This window comes from Hyphomicrobium sp. NDB2Meth4, assembly GCF_900117445.1.
Classification (GTDB): domain Bacteria; phylum Pseudomonadota; class Alphaproteobacteria; order Rhizobiales; family Hyphomicrobiaceae; genus Hyphomicrobium_A.
Genome location: NZ_FPEJ01000006.1, coordinates 15,057 through 30,312, shown reverse-complemented (window position 1 = coordinate 30,312; position 15,256 = coordinate 15,057). Strand labels below are relative to the sequence as shown.

16 protein-coding genes are annotated in these 15,256 nt (G+C 64.3%); 11 read left to right on the top strand and 5 right to left on the bottom strand.

Annotated features, from left to right (window positions below):
- Positions 1-18: 18 nt before the first annotated feature.
- Positions 19-309: a co-chaperone GroES gene (locus NDB2M4_RS11845; RefSeq protein ID WP_072375197.1), complete on the bottom strand. Its 291-nt coding sequence runs from the start codon at positions 307-309 to the stop codon at positions 19-21.
- A gap of 234 nt (positions 310-543) precedes the next feature.
- Here NDB2M4_RS11845 and NDB2M4_RS11835 point away from each other — a divergent pair, with 234 nt between their 5' ends.
- Positions 544-1,677: an FUSC family protein gene (locus tag NDB2M4_RS11835; protein WP_072375191.1), complete on the top strand. Its 1,134-nt coding sequence runs from the start codon at positions 544-546 to the stop codon at positions 1,675-1,677.
- Between the two features lie 3 nt (positions 1,678-1,680).
- Here the strand turns inward: NDB2M4_RS11835 and NDB2M4_RS11830 are convergent, their stop codons facing one another.
- On the bottom strand, positions 1,681-2,427 hold the full coding sequence (locus NDB2M4_RS11830; RefSeq protein ID WP_072375518.1) for an SDR family oxidoreductase: 747 nt from the start codon (positions 2,425-2,427) through the stop codon (positions 1,681-1,683).
- Positions 2,428-2,803: 376 nt separating this feature from the next.
- Here NDB2M4_RS11830 and NDB2M4_RS11825 point away from each other — a divergent pair, with 376 nt between their 5' ends.
- The gene (locus tag NDB2M4_RS11825; RefSeq protein WP_072375188.1) at positions 2,804-4,657 is read left to right on the top strand and encodes an EAL domain-containing protein; all 1,854 of its coding nucleotides are present in this window, start codon (positions 2,804-2,806) and stop codon (positions 4,655-4,657) included.
- A 46-nt stretch (positions 4,658-4,703) separates the two neighbouring features.
- Complete coding sequence (locus NDB2M4_RS11820) at positions 4,704-5,570, top strand: TIGR01459 family HAD-type hydrolase (protein ID WP_072375185.1); 867 nt, start codon at positions 4,704-4,706, stop codon at positions 5,568-5,570.
- Between the two features lie 9 nt (positions 5,571-5,579).
- Here NDB2M4_RS11820 and NDB2M4_RS11815 read toward each other — a convergent pair whose 3' ends face one another.
- The gene (locus NDB2M4_RS11815) at positions 5,580-5,843 is read right to left on the bottom strand and encodes a cysteine rich repeat-containing protein (RefSeq protein WP_072375183.1); all 264 of its coding nucleotides are present in this window, start codon (positions 5,841-5,843) and stop codon (positions 5,580-5,582) included.
- Between the two features lie 140 nt (positions 5,844-5,983).
- On the opposite strand from NDB2M4_RS11815, the gene NDB2M4_RS11810 reads away from it, so the two are divergent.
- The 3 genes from NDB2M4_RS11810 to uvrC all read left to right on the top strand — a co-directional run bounded on the left by NDB2M4_RS11810 (position 5,984) and on the right by uvrC (position 8,866).
- On the top strand, positions 5,984-6,496 hold the full coding sequence (locus NDB2M4_RS11810) for a DUF2975 domain-containing protein (protein WP_072375180.1): 513 nt from the start codon (positions 5,984-5,986) through the stop codon (positions 6,494-6,496).
- 11 nt (positions 6,497-6,507) lie between these two features.
- Complete coding sequence (locus NDB2M4_RS11805; RefSeq protein WP_072375515.1) at positions 6,508-6,753, top strand: helix-turn-helix domain-containing protein; 246 nt, start codon at positions 6,508-6,510, stop codon at positions 6,751-6,753.
- A 61-nt stretch (positions 6,754-6,814) separates the two neighbouring features.
- The gene (gene uvrC / locus NDB2M4_RS11800) at positions 6,815-8,866 is read left to right on the top strand and encodes an excinuclease ABC subunit UvrC (RefSeq protein ID WP_072375177.1); all 2,052 of its coding nucleotides are present in this window, start codon (positions 6,815-6,817) and stop codon (positions 8,864-8,866) included.
- Between the two features lie 74 nt (positions 8,867-8,940).
- Here the strand turns inward: uvrC and NDB2M4_RS11795 are convergent, their stop codons facing one another.
- Positions 8,941-9,162: a hypothetical protein gene (locus NDB2M4_RS11795; RefSeq protein ID WP_072375174.1), complete on the bottom strand. Its 222-nt coding sequence runs from the start codon at positions 9,160-9,162 to the stop codon at positions 8,941-8,943.
- A gap of 178 nt (positions 9,163-9,340) precedes the next feature.
- A complete protein-coding gene (locus tag NDB2M4_RS11790) occupies positions 9,341-10,216 on the bottom strand; it encodes a dienelactone hydrolase family protein (protein ID WP_072375172.1) in 876 nt (291 codons plus the stop codon).
- Positions 10,217-10,368: 152 nt separating this feature from the next.
- On the opposite strand from NDB2M4_RS11790, the gene NDB2M4_RS20250 reads away from it, so the two are divergent.
- The 5 genes from NDB2M4_RS20250 (at position 10,369) to NDB2M4_RS11765 (ending at position 14,401) form a co-directional block, all read left to right on the top strand.
- Entirely contained in the window at positions 10,369-11,493 is a 1,125-nt protein-coding gene (locus NDB2M4_RS20250) for an extensin-like domain-containing protein (RefSeq protein WP_072375169.1), read from the top strand.
- A 79-nt stretch (positions 11,494-11,572) separates the two neighbouring features.
- Positions 11,573-12,163: a CDP-diacylglycerol--glycerol-3-phosphate 3-phosphatidyltransferase gene (pgsA, locus tag NDB2M4_RS11780; protein WP_083556224.1), complete on the top strand. Its 591-nt coding sequence runs from the start codon at positions 11,573-11,575 to the stop codon at positions 12,161-12,163.
- 48 nt (positions 12,164-12,211) lie between these two features.
- Complete coding sequence (gene moaD, locus NDB2M4_RS11775; protein ID WP_072375509.1) at positions 12,212-12,463, top strand: molybdopterin converting factor subunit 1; 252 nt, start codon at positions 12,212-12,214, stop codon at positions 12,461-12,463.
- A gap of 5 nt (positions 12,464-12,468) precedes the next feature.
- Complete coding sequence (moaE, locus tag NDB2M4_RS11770; protein ID WP_072375166.1) at positions 12,469-12,921, top strand: molybdopterin synthase catalytic subunit MoaE; 453 nt, start codon at positions 12,469-12,471, stop codon at positions 12,919-12,921.
- A 172-nt stretch (positions 12,922-13,093) separates the two neighbouring features.
- Positions 13,094-14,401, top strand: a complete 1,308-nt coding sequence (locus NDB2M4_RS11765) for an N-acetylmuramoyl-L-alanine amidase (protein ID WP_083556222.1) — start codon at positions 13,094-13,096, stop codon at positions 14,399-14,401.
- Positions 14,402-15,256: the final 855 nt, after the last annotated feature.

Sequence of the window (15,256 nt, the reverse complement as noted above, 5' to 3'; positions counted from 1 at the left end):
CTGCTCCTCGGCCGCTGCTTACTTTTCCAGCACGCCCATGACGTCGCTTTCCTTCATGATGAGCAGCTCCTGCCCATCGATCTTGACCTCGGTGCCGCTCCACTTGCCGAACAGAACCTTGTCGCCCTTCTTCAGATCGATCGGCACCAGCTTGCCCGCTTCATCGCGGCTGCCCGGACCGACGGCGACGACTTCGCCCTGCTGCGGCTTCTCGGTCGCGGTGTCGGGGATGATGATGCCGCCCGAGGTCTTGGTCTCGCTCTCGACGCGCTTCACGACGACACGATCATGCAAAGGACGGAATTTCATGAGAATTTTCGCTCCAGATGGCGGGCTCGGCCGGCTAGGGCCGGCGTATATTGAAGGGGCTCGCTGGCACTATGACACTGAGAGTGCCAAGCGTGCCGAGGTGATACGCGTGGCAGGGGAGGACTGTCAAGAAACCCGTATCCGCCACTTAAAGCCCCCGATTAGCGGGGAGATTGAGAACGCCGGGTTAATAGCTGTCGCGCCGCGCGATCCCGCGCAGGTCGAGGGCGCCCCATGATCGACATGTCGTCCTTGAGCGCTCCCGCGAGCAGCGCCTGGCCGCGTCTGCGCCAAGCCATCCAGACAATGATCGCCGCCTGCGCTGCGTATTTTCTGGTCGACGCTTTAAACCTGTCCCAGGGCTTCTGGGCCGTCATGACGGCCATCCTCGTCACCCAGGCCAACGTGGGGGCGTCACTGGGTCTGGCGTTCGACCGCCTCGTCGGCAGCCTGGTCGGCGTTCTCGTCGGCGGCGTGGTCGCCGTCGCGCTGGCCGACGCCCACGAGCTGAGATTCGCCGGCCTGGCTGTGACGGTGCTGGTGCTCGGCTTCTTCGCGGCCAAGCGCCCCGCTCTGCGCATCGCCAGCGTAACCGCCGCAATTGTCATCCTGGGCGACCCGAGCCTGGGACCTCCAATCGCTTCGGCTGAAAAGCGCATGATCGAGGTCGCGATCGGAACCATCGTGGCCATAACGACTACGCTGACCGTGTTCCCCTCGCGCGCAGGACTGGCGTTTGCCCAGCACGCCACGCGCACGCTCCGGCCCCTGTTCCAGCTCCTGGACGAGGTCCTCGCAGCGGCCCTTGGAACGCCCCTCGACGCCAACGCCGTTGGTGACCAGGCAGCACGTGTCCGCACCGCATTCGCCGCCGGCGACAACCTCGCCCGCGAGGCCCGGTTGGAGGTCGCCGGCTACATTGCTGACTCACCTGATCCCGACGCGGAGCTGCGCACGTTGCGCCGGCTTTGGCACACCGAGATCATGCTGATGCGCGCAGTCGATCAGCCCTTGCCGAAGCCGGCGATCGACAAGCTGGCAACGCAGATCGAAGCGTTGCGTGACGCACTGAAGGGACTTGGGCAACAACTGACGTCGCCCACCAGCGCTTATTCGGAGCCCGATCTATCGGCCACAGAAACCGCGCTCGCCGCCATCGAGCACGACATCGAGGAGATGCGCGCCCGCGGCGAGATGCGTGTCCTCACCATGGACGAAGCAATCCGCCTCATGGCCTTCGACTTCGCGCTGGGCCAGCTCCGGCTCAACCTGCGAGACCTAGCCGAGCGCACGCCCGAGCTTTCGGCCTTCGCAGGCTCGACCTATCCGCTCTGGCGACGCCTGAAGAGCTTGTGGCCGTGGAGCTAGGGATCAGCAACCCTTGCGCGCGATCCCCGCGGCATCGAAGATCTGGCCTGTGAGCTTCCGGCCCGGACGCGAGGCGAGATAGAGCGCCAGCGCCGCGATATCCGGCTCGCTGGCGACGACACCGCCGTCATCGGCCATCGTCGCCGAAGGGGCGACCGCGTTGACGCGAATGCCCTGCGAAGCCCACTGCTGCGCTTCTCCGCGTGTCACCGCAGCCAGCGCCGAGCGCGCGATACCGGCGAACGCCGCTTCCGCCGCCGTGCTTGGCGCGGGCATCGTCATGACGTTCAGCACCAGTCCCTCGTTCAGCATCGTCCGCATGCGATTGGCGACGATGCGGGTGACGTGCACGGGGAGCATCAGCTTCTCGGCGACGAGATCCTCGACCGCGCTCATGCCAGCGCGCCCCTGCAACTCGTTCATGTTGATGGGGACGAGATTGACGACGACGTCGAGGCCACCGAAGGCCTGCGCAGCCGTTTGAGCAAAGCGGATCGAGGAATCTGAGTCCCGGCACGCGTCGGTGAACAGTTTCACCTCGCTTGCGGTCTCCGCCAGGATCGTGGTGACGGCATCGAGCTCGGGAGAGTTCTCTGCTGTGTGCAGCACTAGCCGGCCGCGATGATCGGCGAACTTGCGCGCGATATCGACGCCGCACTCGGGCGAAAGGCCCGTTATGAGCACGCGAACGCCCGCCAGCTCTCCGTAGTAAGACGCAGCAGAATTACGACCCATCACCGTCATCAGCATGAGCATTCCCCCTTTTTACGCCGGGACAGCAAGGGAACGCCCCGACACAACTGATACCACGTCGATTCGACTAACGACTTCTAAACAGCGCCCCGATTCCGTTCGGCCGGAGGCCGGTCTGCGGCGTCACTGAGGCGCGCCGTGGCAATCCACGGGCATCAACCCAGGTTCCCTGTCGGCAGCATCTCCTGTGGACAAACGCTGGACTGGTGCCCGCGCGCGCCTTGTCTTTTTGGCCTGTCGCCATTCGCCGAACACGAATCGGCTTGCTGTTGAGAAAGCTGGTGAAAGTGGCCGTGCCGTCATTGCGCGGCGGGGGGACGAGCGAAAAGCTCGCATGATCAACGAATCGGCAAGGGGGCGTCGTCACTCTTCCATGACGAGCATCGACAACACAGAGAACAGCGTGCCGCGCCATAGCGGCATGGCCGATCTCATCGTGAAGGGGGCCATCGTTCTGATAACGGCGGCCTTCTTCGTCGCCGCATATCTGCAGCTTCAGATGTCCTTCTGGGCAGCACTCATCGGGGCCGGATCGGTCTATACGATCTTGCTGATGGTGCACGCGCTGAAGCGGCGCTCTGAGCGGGAAAGCCAGCTCGCCTATGAGGTGAACCGCCTCGAAGACGAGATCGCCCGCATCAAGGTGGCGCCGTCGCCGGAAGCACCGGCCGTTGCCAGCCGCCTGCCGAAGATGGGGCGCCCGTCCGGCAATCTCGGCGTGCCGCCGGCCGCAACAGCGGCAAAGGAAGCGCGCATGGAACCGGCGATGCAGGCGCCTGCGATGTCGGCACCCTCGATGCCGCCTCTCGCGATGGACCCGCCGCCGCCGCTTCCGGCCGCCGCGACCAAGGCGCCGCGCATCTTCCGTGCCGCGAGCGAGGTCGGCTCGACGCGCGAGCCGCGTATCTCAGCACACCGTCCGGGTCTCGATCGCCCGGCCTTTGACGCCGACGCCGGCGAGCCGCCGCTGACGGCGCCGCGCCCTGAGCCTTCGCTCTCGGCCCCGTTGCTGGACGAGACCGCTGAGCCCAAGCTCAATCTGCGCGCCGAAGCCAAGCATCCGGATATGCCGCCGATCCCGACCTTGCCCGATTGGTCGATGCCCGGCGCCATGCCCGCGCCGTCTGCGGAGCGAAAGTCGCACGACTACTGGCCGAATGCCTCCAAGCCGACGTTGCCGGAAGCACCGCGATCCGAGCCTCCATCTCTGCAGCTCGATCGTGAAACCGATCTCGACGCCGTGCACGGCATGATCAAGCGTCTTGCCGACGAGGTGAACATCGCCGAGCCGACGCTCGACGGCCTGCCACCGCAGCGCCAGGAAAGCGTGCTGCGCGCCTCTCTCAATGCGTTGCAGACAACCGCCAACGCCATGCGCACCACCAAGAAGAAGGATGGCCTGCCGCCTGCTTCTCCGGCGCGCCCCGGCGCACCGACCCCGCCGCCGATCATGCCTTCGCACGCGCGCCTTGCAGCGCTTGCCGAGGCTGTCGCCAGCGGCCGCGTCGACGTCACGCTGTCGCCGATCGTCGGTCTCGCCGATCACCAGCTCCACTACTACGAGGTCGTCGTCTGTCCGCGTGACGAGCGCGGGACGGTTCTGTCGACGACGGCGCGCGATCCGCAGCTTGCCATCGCCGGCCTGCTGCCGCTGCTCGACGGTGCCCGTCTGCGCCATGCAGCGCAGGTCGCCCGCGGCCTCGCTGACGATGGACGCGAGACGTGCCTGTTCGCTCCGGCAACGGCAGTCTCGCTCGCCAACGACAGCTACCTCGATGAGTTGGCCGACGCGTATCGTGATCGCGAGGAGTTGGCCAACGAGCTGGTGCTCACCTTCGCCCAGGCCGATGTACGCACGTTCGGTGGCTCGGAGTGGAGCGCATTGACCGACATGCGCGACCTCGGTTTCCGTTTCGGCGTCGAGGACGTAACCGACTTCGACTATGAGTTCACCGCGCTCTGCGCCGCCGGCTTCGCCTTCGTGAAGATCGACGCCGCAACTCTGCTCGCCGGCCTCGCGGCCCCGAGCGGCAGCATGGGCGCTGCGGACGTCTGCCGTAACCTCAGCGAGCTGGGTCTTACCCTCATCGTCACCAACATCGACGACGAGGCGACCCGCGATAAGGTGCTGGCGATTGGTGTTCCGCTGGGCCAGGGCGCTCTGTTCGGTGGCCCCACCACTGTGGCAGGCAACGCTTTTGCCGCAGCCGACGACGCTGCTGCCTGACAGCAGACGCTTGAGATTTATGCGGGCGGACGATAGGCAAGCGCCTATGCCGCCCGCATCCATTTCCAGCCCCGCCCTTCCGATCGTTGCATCGGTCGCCCCCTTCGCCGGGGAGACCACTGCCTGGCTGGTCGACATTTGGGGCGTGATCCACAACGGCGTGACGCCGTTTCAGGATGCCTGCGCCGCGTGCGCCCGCTATCGCGAAGCCGGTGGCCTCGTGGTCCTCGTCTCGAACTCGCCGCGCCCGCACGACAGCGTCATCGCCCAGCTCGATGGCATCGGCGTCCCGCGCACCACGTATGACGCCGTCGTCACCTCCGGCGACGTTGCCCGCACCCTCGTCACCAAGCTTGCCGGTCGCCCGGTGCTGCACATCGGTCCCGAGCGCGACCTCGGCGTTTTCGCCGGCCTCGACATCGCACGCGTCGCACCGGAGGAAGCGGAGGCCATCGTCTGCACCGGACTCTTCAACGACGAGCATGAATCGCCCGATGATTACACCGAGATCCTCTCGGCATGTCTGCCGCGCGGTCTGCCGATGATTTGCGCCAACCCCGACATCATGGTCGAGCGCGGCGGTCGCATGATCTACTGCGCCGGAGCCGTCGCCCGCGCCTACGAAGGCGCAGGTGGCGAGGTTGCGTACGCCGGCAAGCCCTATCTGCCGATCTACGATCTCGCGTTCGAAACTCTCGAAGGCCTGAAGCCCGGCGCTTCCGACAAATCGCGCTTGCTGGCGATCGGCGATGGCGTTGCAACCGATATCGCCGGCGCCGCCGCCGCTGGCCTGCGTTCGGTGTTCGTGGCCAGCGGAGTTCACGTCAAAGGCGGGCTCGAAGAGGTGGTGACGGAGCTGTTCCCCGTCGGATCGCCCCGCCCGGTCGCCGCCATGGCCAAGCTCGCCTGGTAGCCGCTTCAACTACTCCGGCTTGGCCTGCTTCGCGGCGGCCCGTTCTTCGACGACGCCTCGGCAGGCCGGCGACAGTTCGTTCAAATGCGACTGCAGACACTGCAGGATGCGACCGCCGCCCCGCTGAACGTCGCTGCAGTGGCGCTTATAGTCATCGCCGCAGGCCTCGCGCATCTCGCCTTTCGAGCGGGCGCTGACCGCTACGCTGAGCACAAAGCTTGAGGCGAGAAACAGCGACGTCAGTACGAGAACTGTGAGATAGCCGCGCAACATTCGGATTACTCCTGACTAACCGATAACCTGTTTCGAGTGCGCCGACGCCGAGCCTTCCTCGGACGCGCGCCGTTTACTTTTCTGCGCCAATGATTTAATGTAAAACATTAAAAACTTAACGAGTCAAGGTAGACGAGACGATGTCCAACCAGAACCTCGCACGGCTGCTGAAGGCCCTCACTTGGATCGGCGCGGTGCTGCTGCTTCTGATGCCCTCCCTCGCATGGCTCTGGCGCATCGATGCGTGGCCCGGCTTTCGCAACGCGATGCCCGAGCAGGTGTCCGGCGATCCGGTCGTGCTCATCTTGCTGCTGCTGCCGTTTGCGACTGTCGCTTGGGGCCTGATCCAGCTGTCGGGGTTCTGCAGCAGGTTGCAAAGGGGAGAGCATTTCTCCCGCGCGGCTTCGACGGCCCTTAGACGTTTCGGCTTGGCGCTCGTGGTGGGCGCAGCGTTACTTCCGCTGACGCGCGTTCTGCTGCGCGCCTACTTGCACGCCGGTGATAGCTCGATCGCACTGGCCCAGGGATACCTGCGCGCCCTGCCGATCCTGGCCACGGCAATGGGCCTCATCCTCGGCCTCATCGTCCTCGTCTTCGCCGCGATCCTCGAGCAGGCCACCGCGCTTGCCGAGGAAAATGCCCGTTTCATTTGAGCGATCTGAAAATGCCGATCGTCGTCAACCTCGATGTCATGCTGGCGCGCCGCAAGATGCGCTCACGCGAACTCGCCAGCCAGATCGGTATCTCCGAAGTTAATCTGTCGATGCTCAAGACGGGGCGCGTCAAAGGCGTGCGCTTCGAGACGCTTGCAAAGATTTGTGCGGCGCTCGATTGCCAGCCGGGCGATATCCTCAGTTATGCGGCCGGCGAGGAAGGCTCATCGTCTGCCGATACCGAGGACGATGGCTAAGTCGCGACGCCGGCGATATGCCCCGCTTGACGTGATCGGCCGCTAGGCCGATCTATCGCCGATGCCCGACAAAGACACCCAAACAGCTTCGCCGCAGGATCCGGCGCTGGAGGCCTCACCGCCCGCAGCGACGCCCGAGCCGCCGCGCGTCAGCGGGCCCGAGGTCATCTCCAGCTACATCAAGCTGCTGCCGGCCTCGCCGGGCGTCTATCGCATGCTCGATGCGGAAGGCACCGTCATCTACGTCGGCAAGGCGCGCAGCCTCAAAGCGCGCGTTTCGAACTACACGCGCCTCGGTGGTCACACCAATCGCATCGCGCGCATGATCGCCACCACTGCGAGCATGGAGTTCGTCACCGTCCGCACCGAGGCAGAGGCGCTGCTGCTCGAAGCAAACCTCATCAAGCGCTTCCGCCCGCGCTTCAACGTGTTGATGCGCGACGACAAGTCGTTCCCCTACATTCTGATCGCCCGCGACACACCGGCCCCGCAGATCATGAAGCACCGCGGCGCGCGCAACCGTAAAGGCGACTACTTCGGACCGTTCGCTTCAGCGGGCGCCGTCAGCCGCACCATCAACATGCTGGAACGCGCGTTTCTTCTGCGTTCGTGCTCCGACAGCGTCTACGAGAGTCGCACGCGTCCATGCCTGCTGCATCAGATCAAGCGCTGCTCCGCGCCATGCACGGGTGAGATATCGCTCGACGATTATGGTCGTCTCGTCGATGAGGCCGTGAGCTTCCTGCGTGGCGAGAGCCAGAACGTGCGCCGCATGTACCAGAAGCTGATGGAGGAAGCGTCCTCCCGGCTCGAGTTCGAACGCGCCGCTCGCTTTCGCGATCGCCTCGCAGCGCTCGCGCACGTCACCGCCGATCAGTCCATCAACCCGGAAGGCATCGAGGAAGCCGACGTGTTCGCCGCCGCACAAGAGGGCGGCCAAACCTGCATAGAGGTGTTCTTCTTCCGCACTGGCCAGAACTGGGGCAACCGGGCCTATTTCCCAAAGGCGGATCGCGCGCTGCCGGTGGAGGAAGTTCTCGATAGCTTCATCGCCCAGTTCTACGACGACAAGCCCGTGCCGCGGCTCATCTTGCTGTCTCACGACGTCCCGAACCGCGAGCTGCTCACCGAGGCGCTGTGCATCAAGGCCGATCATAAGATCGAGCTGCGTGTCCCGCAGCGTGGCACCAAATCTGGCATTGTCGATCACGCGCTGTCGAACGCGCGCGAAGCGCTGGGCCGCAAGCTGGCCGAAGGATCTTCGCAGCGCCGTCTGCTCGAAGCGCTGGCCGAGCGGTTTGAATTGTCGAGCGTCCCCAAGCGCATCGAGGTCTACGACAACAGCCACATTCAGGGCACCAACGCCGTCGGCGCCATGATCGTCGCCGGCCGCGAAGGCTTCGTCAAAGGCCAGTACCGCAAGTTCAACATCAAGTCTCAGAACGTCACGCCGGGCGACGACTACGGCATGATGCGCGAGGTGCTGACGCGGCGCTTCAAGCGGCTCGTCCTCGAAACCAACAAAAAGGAAGCAGCGAAGGGCGCAGCGGCCGCCATCGCCGAGGAAGAAGCCAGTACGTTGCTGGCGCAGGCTGCCATCGCCGCCGACATCTCACCAGAGCTGCTCGAAGACGAGGAAGCCGATCGCTTTCCCGATCGCCCCGATCTCGTCCTGATCGACGGCGGTGCCGGTCAGCTCGCGGTTGCGCGCGAGGTGATGGCCGATCTCGGCATCAACGACATTTGCCTCGTCGGCGTCGCCAAGGGACCCGACCGTGACGCTGGCCGTGAGCACTTCCACATCCCCGGCCGCGAGCGCTCGGTCATGCTCGAGCCGCGCGATCCTGTGCTCTACTTCGTGCAGCGTCTGCGCGATGAGGCGCATCGCTTCGCTATCGGCTCACACCGCACGCGTCGCTCCATGGCGATGAACGCAAGCCCGCTCGACGACATCGAAGGCATCGGCCCGCGTCGCCGCCGCGCACTCATGGGCCATTTCGGTTCAGCGAAGGCGATATCGCGCGCAGGCGTCGAAGATCTGAAAGCCGTCGATGGCATTTCCGCCGAGATGGCGCAGCGCATCTACGATCACTTCCACGAGCGTCGCCAATAGGGCAAACGCAAACGCCATCTCGGCCAGGATTGTGATCCCGGCCGAGATGGCGCTTTGGTTTCGAGCGTGTATTTCTAGACGGGTGGCGCAGCGGTGACTGCCGGCATGGCGATTGCTGCCAGCCAGTAGTACCAACAGACGAACAGAACGGCGAAAAGGATCGCGCCGAGAAACGCGCCGAGAAGGCGGTTCCCTGCAATCGCGTTGCCGATGACTGATGCGACGAAGGCGATACCCGAGTAGATGGCGACCATGACCCAGTCGACGGTCGCCAAGTCGAACGGCAGATGTTCCATGCGTACGACTCCCCCTTAAAAGCCCTGTTTTTATGGGCTGCTTGATTGCGCTTTTGCGCGCGCGCAGTTTCTGCCAACGCGCTCTCACATGCAAGGCCGCGCAGCTTCAACCGCCGGCGGTATTACCACCGCCCCATGACGGTACGATTGCGTGGGAGATTGAAAGCCGCCGCGCGTTTCAGACGACGCCGTGTGCCTTGAACCAGCTCAACATTCGCGCCCAGCCATCCTTGGCGGCCTCGGCCCGGTAGCTCGGCCGATAGTCCGCGTTGAACGCATGCGGCGTATCGGGATAGACGACGATCTCGCACGCCTTGCCTGCGGCCTTGCAGGCTTCCCGCATGCGATCCACCGTCTCCACCGGTATGCCCTGGTCTGCGCCACCGTATAGGCCCAGCACCGGCGCCTTCAGTTCTGATGCGATATCAATGGGGTGGCGCGGCGTGGTGGCCGTGCTGTCACCCGCGAGCTTGCCGTACCATGCAACGCCCGCTTTCAACGCTGCGCTGTGCGCCGCATAAAGCCATACGATCCTTCCGCCCCAGCAGAAGCCGGTGATGCCCAGCCTCGCGGTATCGCCGCGCCCTGTCGATTTTACGTATGCCACGGTCTCATCGAGGTCGCTCATCACCTGCGCGTCCGGCACCTTGGACACCACCTTCGAGATGATCTCCTTGATATCGCCCATCCCCACTACGCTGCCTTGGCGGAAGTAGAGCTCTGGGGCGATTGCGAAATAACCTTCCTTCGCGAGCCGCCGGCACAGGTCGCGGATATGTTCATGTACGCCGAATATCTCCTGGACGACGAGAATGACCGGGAACGTGCCCGCCGCCGCCGGCATCGCGCGATAGGCCGGCAGCACGCCGTCGCTGACCGGCACCTCGACCATGCCGGCTTCAAGGCCCTCGGTATCCGTGTGAATGACGCTCTCGGCCGCGACCGGCTGAGTGGCGAGCGCGAAACCCGTCGCGAGGCTCGACATGAGCATTTCTCTCCTATCGAAGGCGGCCTTTGCCGCGAGACTGCGTCGGTCGCTGTCAAAACTGTCCACTGGCTTGCTCCTCCACGTGCGTTGCTGCGCCCGGCCTCGAGGGCTTTGACCTTAAGCTAAGCGCCAGAATCCCATTTTCGCCGTTTGCCTGCGGTAGTAATTCGCCGACAAGCACCAAAATGCGTTGCGTAGGGGCCATCCGGGGGGAAGGCATGGCGATTGTTCCGACCGTCGATGGCTCGTTGAGCCGCGCGTCTTCGTGGATGTCCTATGTGGCGTTCGTGGGGATTGTGGCGCTGGCCTACTTGCCGCCGCGCGCCCCATTGTCCCCGCCTGCTTCAGTGCAGCCCAAGGCCGCTGGCCCGGCGCAGGCGGTGACGGCGCCGGCAACGCCCGCCCCTGCAAAGGCCGCCGCGGAGCAAGCCTCGTCGCCTGCCGCCACAGCCCCGGTCGCCCCGCCAGGGTCCTCTTCCCCCGCTGCCGCAACGCCATCCCCCCCGCCGGCCGATGCTTGGACGCCGGAGCAGGTCAACGCCGGCCTGCGCCAGTGCATTCAGCTCCTGGCTCCGGCAGCGGCCGATGTCGATCTGGAAGAGCCGATGAAGAAGGGCCAGTGCGGTACCACCGCCCCCTTGGTGCTTCGCAGTGTCGGCGCGACCGAGAAGGTCGACTTCATTCCGACGCCCACAATGAACTGCCGCCTAGCCGCTTCCCTCGCCGCTTGGGTCGAGAAGGTCCTGCAGCCAGCCGCGCAGCAAGTGCTGGGCTCGCGCATCAAGCGTATCGTCGGCGCCTCGTCCTATTCGTGTCGCAACATCTACAATAACCCCAAGCTGACGCTCAGCGAGCATGCGACCGGCAACGCTATCGATATCGCGGGCTTCATCACGGCTGATGGCCGCGCCATCTCTGTCCGCGCGGCGTGGGGGCCGACGACGCGAGACATCGCCGCCGCGCAGAAGAAAGCCGCCGCCAAACTCGCCAAGGGCACCAAGGAGGCCGACAAGCCGGCTGCCGGGGCGAAGGAAACAGCGCCCCCTGCGGCCGCAGCGCCGTCCATCGCGGATGCCGGAAAAAAGGCCGAGAGCAAAAACAAGGGCAAGGTCGAAAAAGCCAACTTCAAACGGGATACGGAGACAAAGCAGGCCGCGTTGCCGCCCGTCGCCTCGCCGCTGGCTCCGTCAAACACAAAGGAGGCGGCCTTCCTGAAGCGCGTGCATCAGGGTTCCTGCACCTTGTTTACGACCGTCCTCGGGCCGGAGACGAATGAAGCCCATCGCGACCACTTCCACCTCGACATGAAAGAGCGCAAGAGCCACGCAACTGTGTGCCATTGACGCCCCAGTCGGCGCTGTAAACCTGCTTTGCGCGACGGGCCATTGACGGACCGTCAGCCGAATGCTGTACCAAGGGCCGATGGACCAAGTTGCCAATTCGCGCGCAATGATGATGAGCTTGCCGAACGTGCTGACGTACGTTCGCATTGCGGCAGTACCCGCTCTCGTCGCCTGCCTGTTCTTCCTCAAGGGAGACGTCGCCCGCTGGTCGGCTTTTTCGCTGTTCGTGTTCGCCAGCGTGACCGATTGGCTCGATGGTTACCTCGCCCGCATATGGGAGCAGCAGTCGACCCTCGGGCGCATGCTCGACCCCATCGCCGACAAGCTTCTCGTCGGCGCCGTCCTGATGATGCTCGTTCACGACAACACCATCGGCGGCTGGTCGATCTGGGCGGCCGTCATCATCCTCTGTCGCGAGATTCTGGTCTCGGGGCTGCGCGAGTTCCTGGCTGAGCTGAACGTCAGGATCCACGTCACCCAGCTCGCCAAGTGGAAGACCACGATGCAGATGATCGCGCTTGCGGTTCTGCTCGCTGGCCCGGCGGCCGAGAAGATCGTCCCCGGCATCATGACCGGCGGCATCGTGATCCTCTGGATCGCCGCCCTGCTCACATTGTGGACCGGCTATGACTATCTGAAAGCCGGCGTCGTCCACGCCATGGAGCATTAGGGCTCCGCATTTGATGAGGCTCTGATGAGCGCAGACGCGACCCGCCGCGTGCGGCTCCTGTATTTCGCCTGGGTGCGCGAGAAAATCGGCCTCGCCACCGAGGACGTCGATCTGCCGCCCGACGTTGCCACAGTGGAGGCGCTGGTCGCCTGGCTGAAGCAGCGCGGGGAGGGTTACGACGAGGCGTTCGCGCGCCCGCAGGTCGTCCGCGCTGCCCTCGACAAGGTGCACGTGAAGCCTTCCGCGGCCATCGGCGCCGCGCGTGAGATCGCCTTCTTCCCACCCGTAACCGGGGGCTGATCGCCATGTCGGTGCGCGTCCAGACCGAGGATTTCGATCTCTCAGCTGAAACTGAAAAGCTGATCGGCGGGCGACGCGATGTCGGCGCGATCGTCACTTTCACCGGCAAGGTGCGCGGCGATGACGACGGGCGCGAAGTCTCCACGCTGACCCTCGAGCACTATCCCGAGATGACGGAGGCCGAGATGGCCCGCATCGAGCAGGAGGCGATGCAACGCTGGCCGCTGCAGGCGGTGCTGATGCTGCATCGCGTCGGCGAGCTCAAAGCCGGCGACAATATCGTGCTGGTGATCGCAGCATCCGCGCATCGCCAGGCCGCTTTCGAGGCCGCCAGCTTCCTCATGGACTACCTCAAGACGCGGGCGCCATTCTGGAAAAAAGAAACCGGCGCCGACGGCTCGAGCACGTGGGTCGAAGCTCGCGCCGAAGACGACGACGCAGCCGATCGCTGGCGCTGACGAAAGTCCGAACCTTTAATTGCATCATCAACGCGTTAGTGAATTTTTAAGGGTTGATGCGCGATAACCCTAACAATGCCTGAAGGCGGACTGCAAAACGCCATCATCTCAGGCAACCCTGACTGTCCTTGCCACTTGAAATTTGTTCCGCGTACGACGGGGGTCAGACGTCATGGTTCACGGCAATCCGTGGCGCATCAGCCGCGGGATATTGATTGCGTTTACCTTACTCTGCGCGACCTCACCGCTGCAGGCACAAAGCCTGTTCGACGCAGCAGAGACCCTCTTCAGCGGTTCACCCAGCAAGACCGCCTCGACGTCGGCTCCGGCGCCGCTGCCGCGCACGCGCTTCGTCATCGGCCTGCCGAAGAAGGCAGAGTTCGAGGTCTTCTCGCTTTCCAACCCCAACCGCGTCGTCGTCCAGGTAGCCGAGACTAAGCTGCGTTTGCCTGAGCAGCCGGTCAACGCGCCGGTGGGCCTCATCAAGTCGTTCCAGGCTGGACTCGCCGGGAGCGACCGCTCACGCATCATCATCCACGTCACCGAGCCGGTGATCGTGCAGGGCGCCCGTATCGAGAAGGCTAAGGACGGACGCAGTCAGCATCTCGTCGTCGAGATCTCACCCTTCGTCGCGATGACGGCTAGCGTGCAGAAGCCCAAGTCGACGATCGCGCCGCCGACCTATTCGCTGGGTGCTGCAACCATTCAGCCGCCGCTCCCGCGTCCGGCAACACCGCCCGACGTTCTGGCGCAGCGCGCCTTCAAGCCCGTCATCGTGATCGACCCCGGTCACGGCGGCCACGACTCCGGCGCCATGAAGAACGGTGCTGTCGAGAAGGACATCACGCTCGCGTTCAGCAAGATCCTCGCCAAGAAGCTTGAGGAAACGGGCCGCTACCGCGTTCTGCTCACGCGCAACGAGGACGTGTTCATTCCCCTCGGCGATCGCGTCGAGTTTGGCGAGAAGAACAAGGCGAGCCTCTTCATCGCCGTCCACTGCGACTACGCTGACACCGGCAGCACGGCGAGTGGTGCCACGATCTATTCGCTGCGCGACTCCACTGCCGACAGCCTGCGTCGCTCGACGCGCCGCAACGTGCTGTCGAAGTCGGAGGTCGATAAGGTCGAAAAGGTCGACTCCGGAAGCAGTGGCGATACCAGCCTCGTCAAAGACATTCTCACCGACCTCGCCGCGCGTGAAGTCGATGCAACTCACGACCGCACCAACGTGTTCGCCAAGACGGTGATCGAAACGATGGGCGCCAGCACGGCGATGCGCGCTAAGCCCGACCAGCAGGCCGGTTTTCGCGTGCTGAAAACTGCGCAGTTCCCGTCAGTGCTGATCGAGCTTGCCTACGTCACCAACAAGAAGGACGCGGCGAACCTGATGTCCGACAGCTGGCGCAACAAGGTCGCCAACTCCATCCAGGACGCGATCGAGAACTACTTCACCAACCAGGTCGCCCAGCTCCCGCTCTAGTTCGGCCTTCGCCGGGATGACGTAGAGCGGAGGCAAACGATTGCGCTCCGCACTCCGCCGCGCAGCGGCAAGGCGCCAAGGGCGCCCGGCGCGAGCGCCGGCTCTCAACTTGCGAGCAGCCCTCCGTAAGAAGCGCACCTCTCCACTCGTGTCACCAAACTCAGACGCCGCCGCGCAGCGGCAAGGCGCCAAGGGCGCCCGGCGCAAGCGCCGGCTCTCAACTTGCGAGCAGCCCTCCGTAAGAAACGCATCTCTCCACTCGTGTCACCAAAAACAACAAAGGCCGGTCCCGCAGGACCGGCCTTTTATCTTGTGGCCGGGATTGGGTTCGCACGCCCTCCCGGCTAAGCCCCCGTCAAGTCATACTTGGAGGACGCATTTGTCTGTGGCGCCAGAGCAGTATCCGATACCATTCCAATTCAAGCCGAAGCGAACGAACGACACGCGCAGGAGAAGATACGGTGTGTGGGACCTTCGAAGAGTGAAGGCGCTTCAGCATTGTCCACTCCATCTTCCAGTAAGTGCCGTAGCCTCGAGCAGCAATCGGAAAACAAACGGCCGATAGACGCCATGCGTCGACGCACCGGCCAGGAAGGGCGCGGTAGCCGAACGGCGATCATCGGTGATTGCGGAGGAATGCGGCGGTAGCGGATAGGGCTCGGCAGAGGCCGACAATCAGAACTGACAGATGCTCCCTGGGGCGGCCCCATCCATGCCCGCCGCGCATCCATCCGGCAAATGCTGCCTGTCTTTCGACAGTTCTGGCTCAGAGATAACAAGGGCGTAGGCCCCTCCTTCTCCGACGCGCACTCGATACGGCTCCAAGCGGGAGTCGCGAGAGGATCGGCCCCCTCA

Coding starts and splice junctions, on each gene's coding strand:
- NDB2M4_RS11845 (WP_072375197.1), bottom strand. CDS start 309: ATGAAATTCCGTCCTTTGCATGATCGTGTCGTCGTGAAGCGCGTCGAG.
- NDB2M4_RS11835 (WP_072375191.1), top strand. CDS start 544: ATGATCGACATGTCGTCCTTGAGCGCTCCCGCGAGCAGCGCCTGGCCG.
- NDB2M4_RS11830 (WP_072375518.1), bottom strand. CDS start 2,427: ATGCTGATGACGGTGATGGGTCGTAATTCTGCTGCGTCTTACTACGGA.
- NDB2M4_RS11825 (WP_072375188.1), top strand. CDS start 2,804: ATGACGAGCATCGACAACACAGAGAACAGCGTGCCGCGCCATAGCGGC.
- NDB2M4_RS11820 (WP_072375185.1), top strand. CDS start 4,704: ATGCCGCCCGCATCCATTTCCAGCCCCGCCCTTCCGATCGTTGCATCG.
- NDB2M4_RS11815 (WP_072375183.1), bottom strand. CDS start 5,843: ATGTTGCGCGGCTATCTCACAGTTCTCGTACTGACGTCGCTGTTTCTC.
- NDB2M4_RS11810 (WP_072375180.1), top strand. CDS start 5,984: ATGTCCAACCAGAACCTCGCACGGCTGCTGAAGGCCCTCACTTGGATC.
- NDB2M4_RS11805 (WP_072375515.1), top strand. CDS start 6,508: ATGCCGATCGTCGTCAACCTCGATGTCATGCTGGCGCGCCGCAAGATG.
- uvrC (WP_072375177.1), top strand. CDS start 6,815: ATGCCCGACAAAGACACCCAAACAGCTTCGCCGCAGGATCCGGCGCTG.
- NDB2M4_RS11795 (WP_072375174.1), bottom strand. CDS start 9,162: ATGGAACATCTGCCGTTCGACTTGGCGACCGTCGACTGGGTCATGGTC.
- NDB2M4_RS20250 (WP_072375169.1), top strand. CDS start 10,369: ATGGCGATTGTTCCGACCGTCGATGGCTCGTTGAGCCGCGCGTCTTCG.
- pgsA (WP_083556224.1), top strand. CDS start 11,573: ATGGACCAAGTTGCCAATTCGCGCGCAATGATGATGAGCTTGCCGAAC.
- moaE (WP_072375166.1), top strand. CDS start 12,469: ATGTCGGTGCGCGTCCAGACCGAGGATTTCGATCTCTCAGCTGAAACT.
- NDB2M4_RS11765 (WP_083556222.1), top strand. CDS start 13,094: ATGGTTCACGGCAATCCGTGGCGCATCAGCCGCGGGATATTGATTGCG.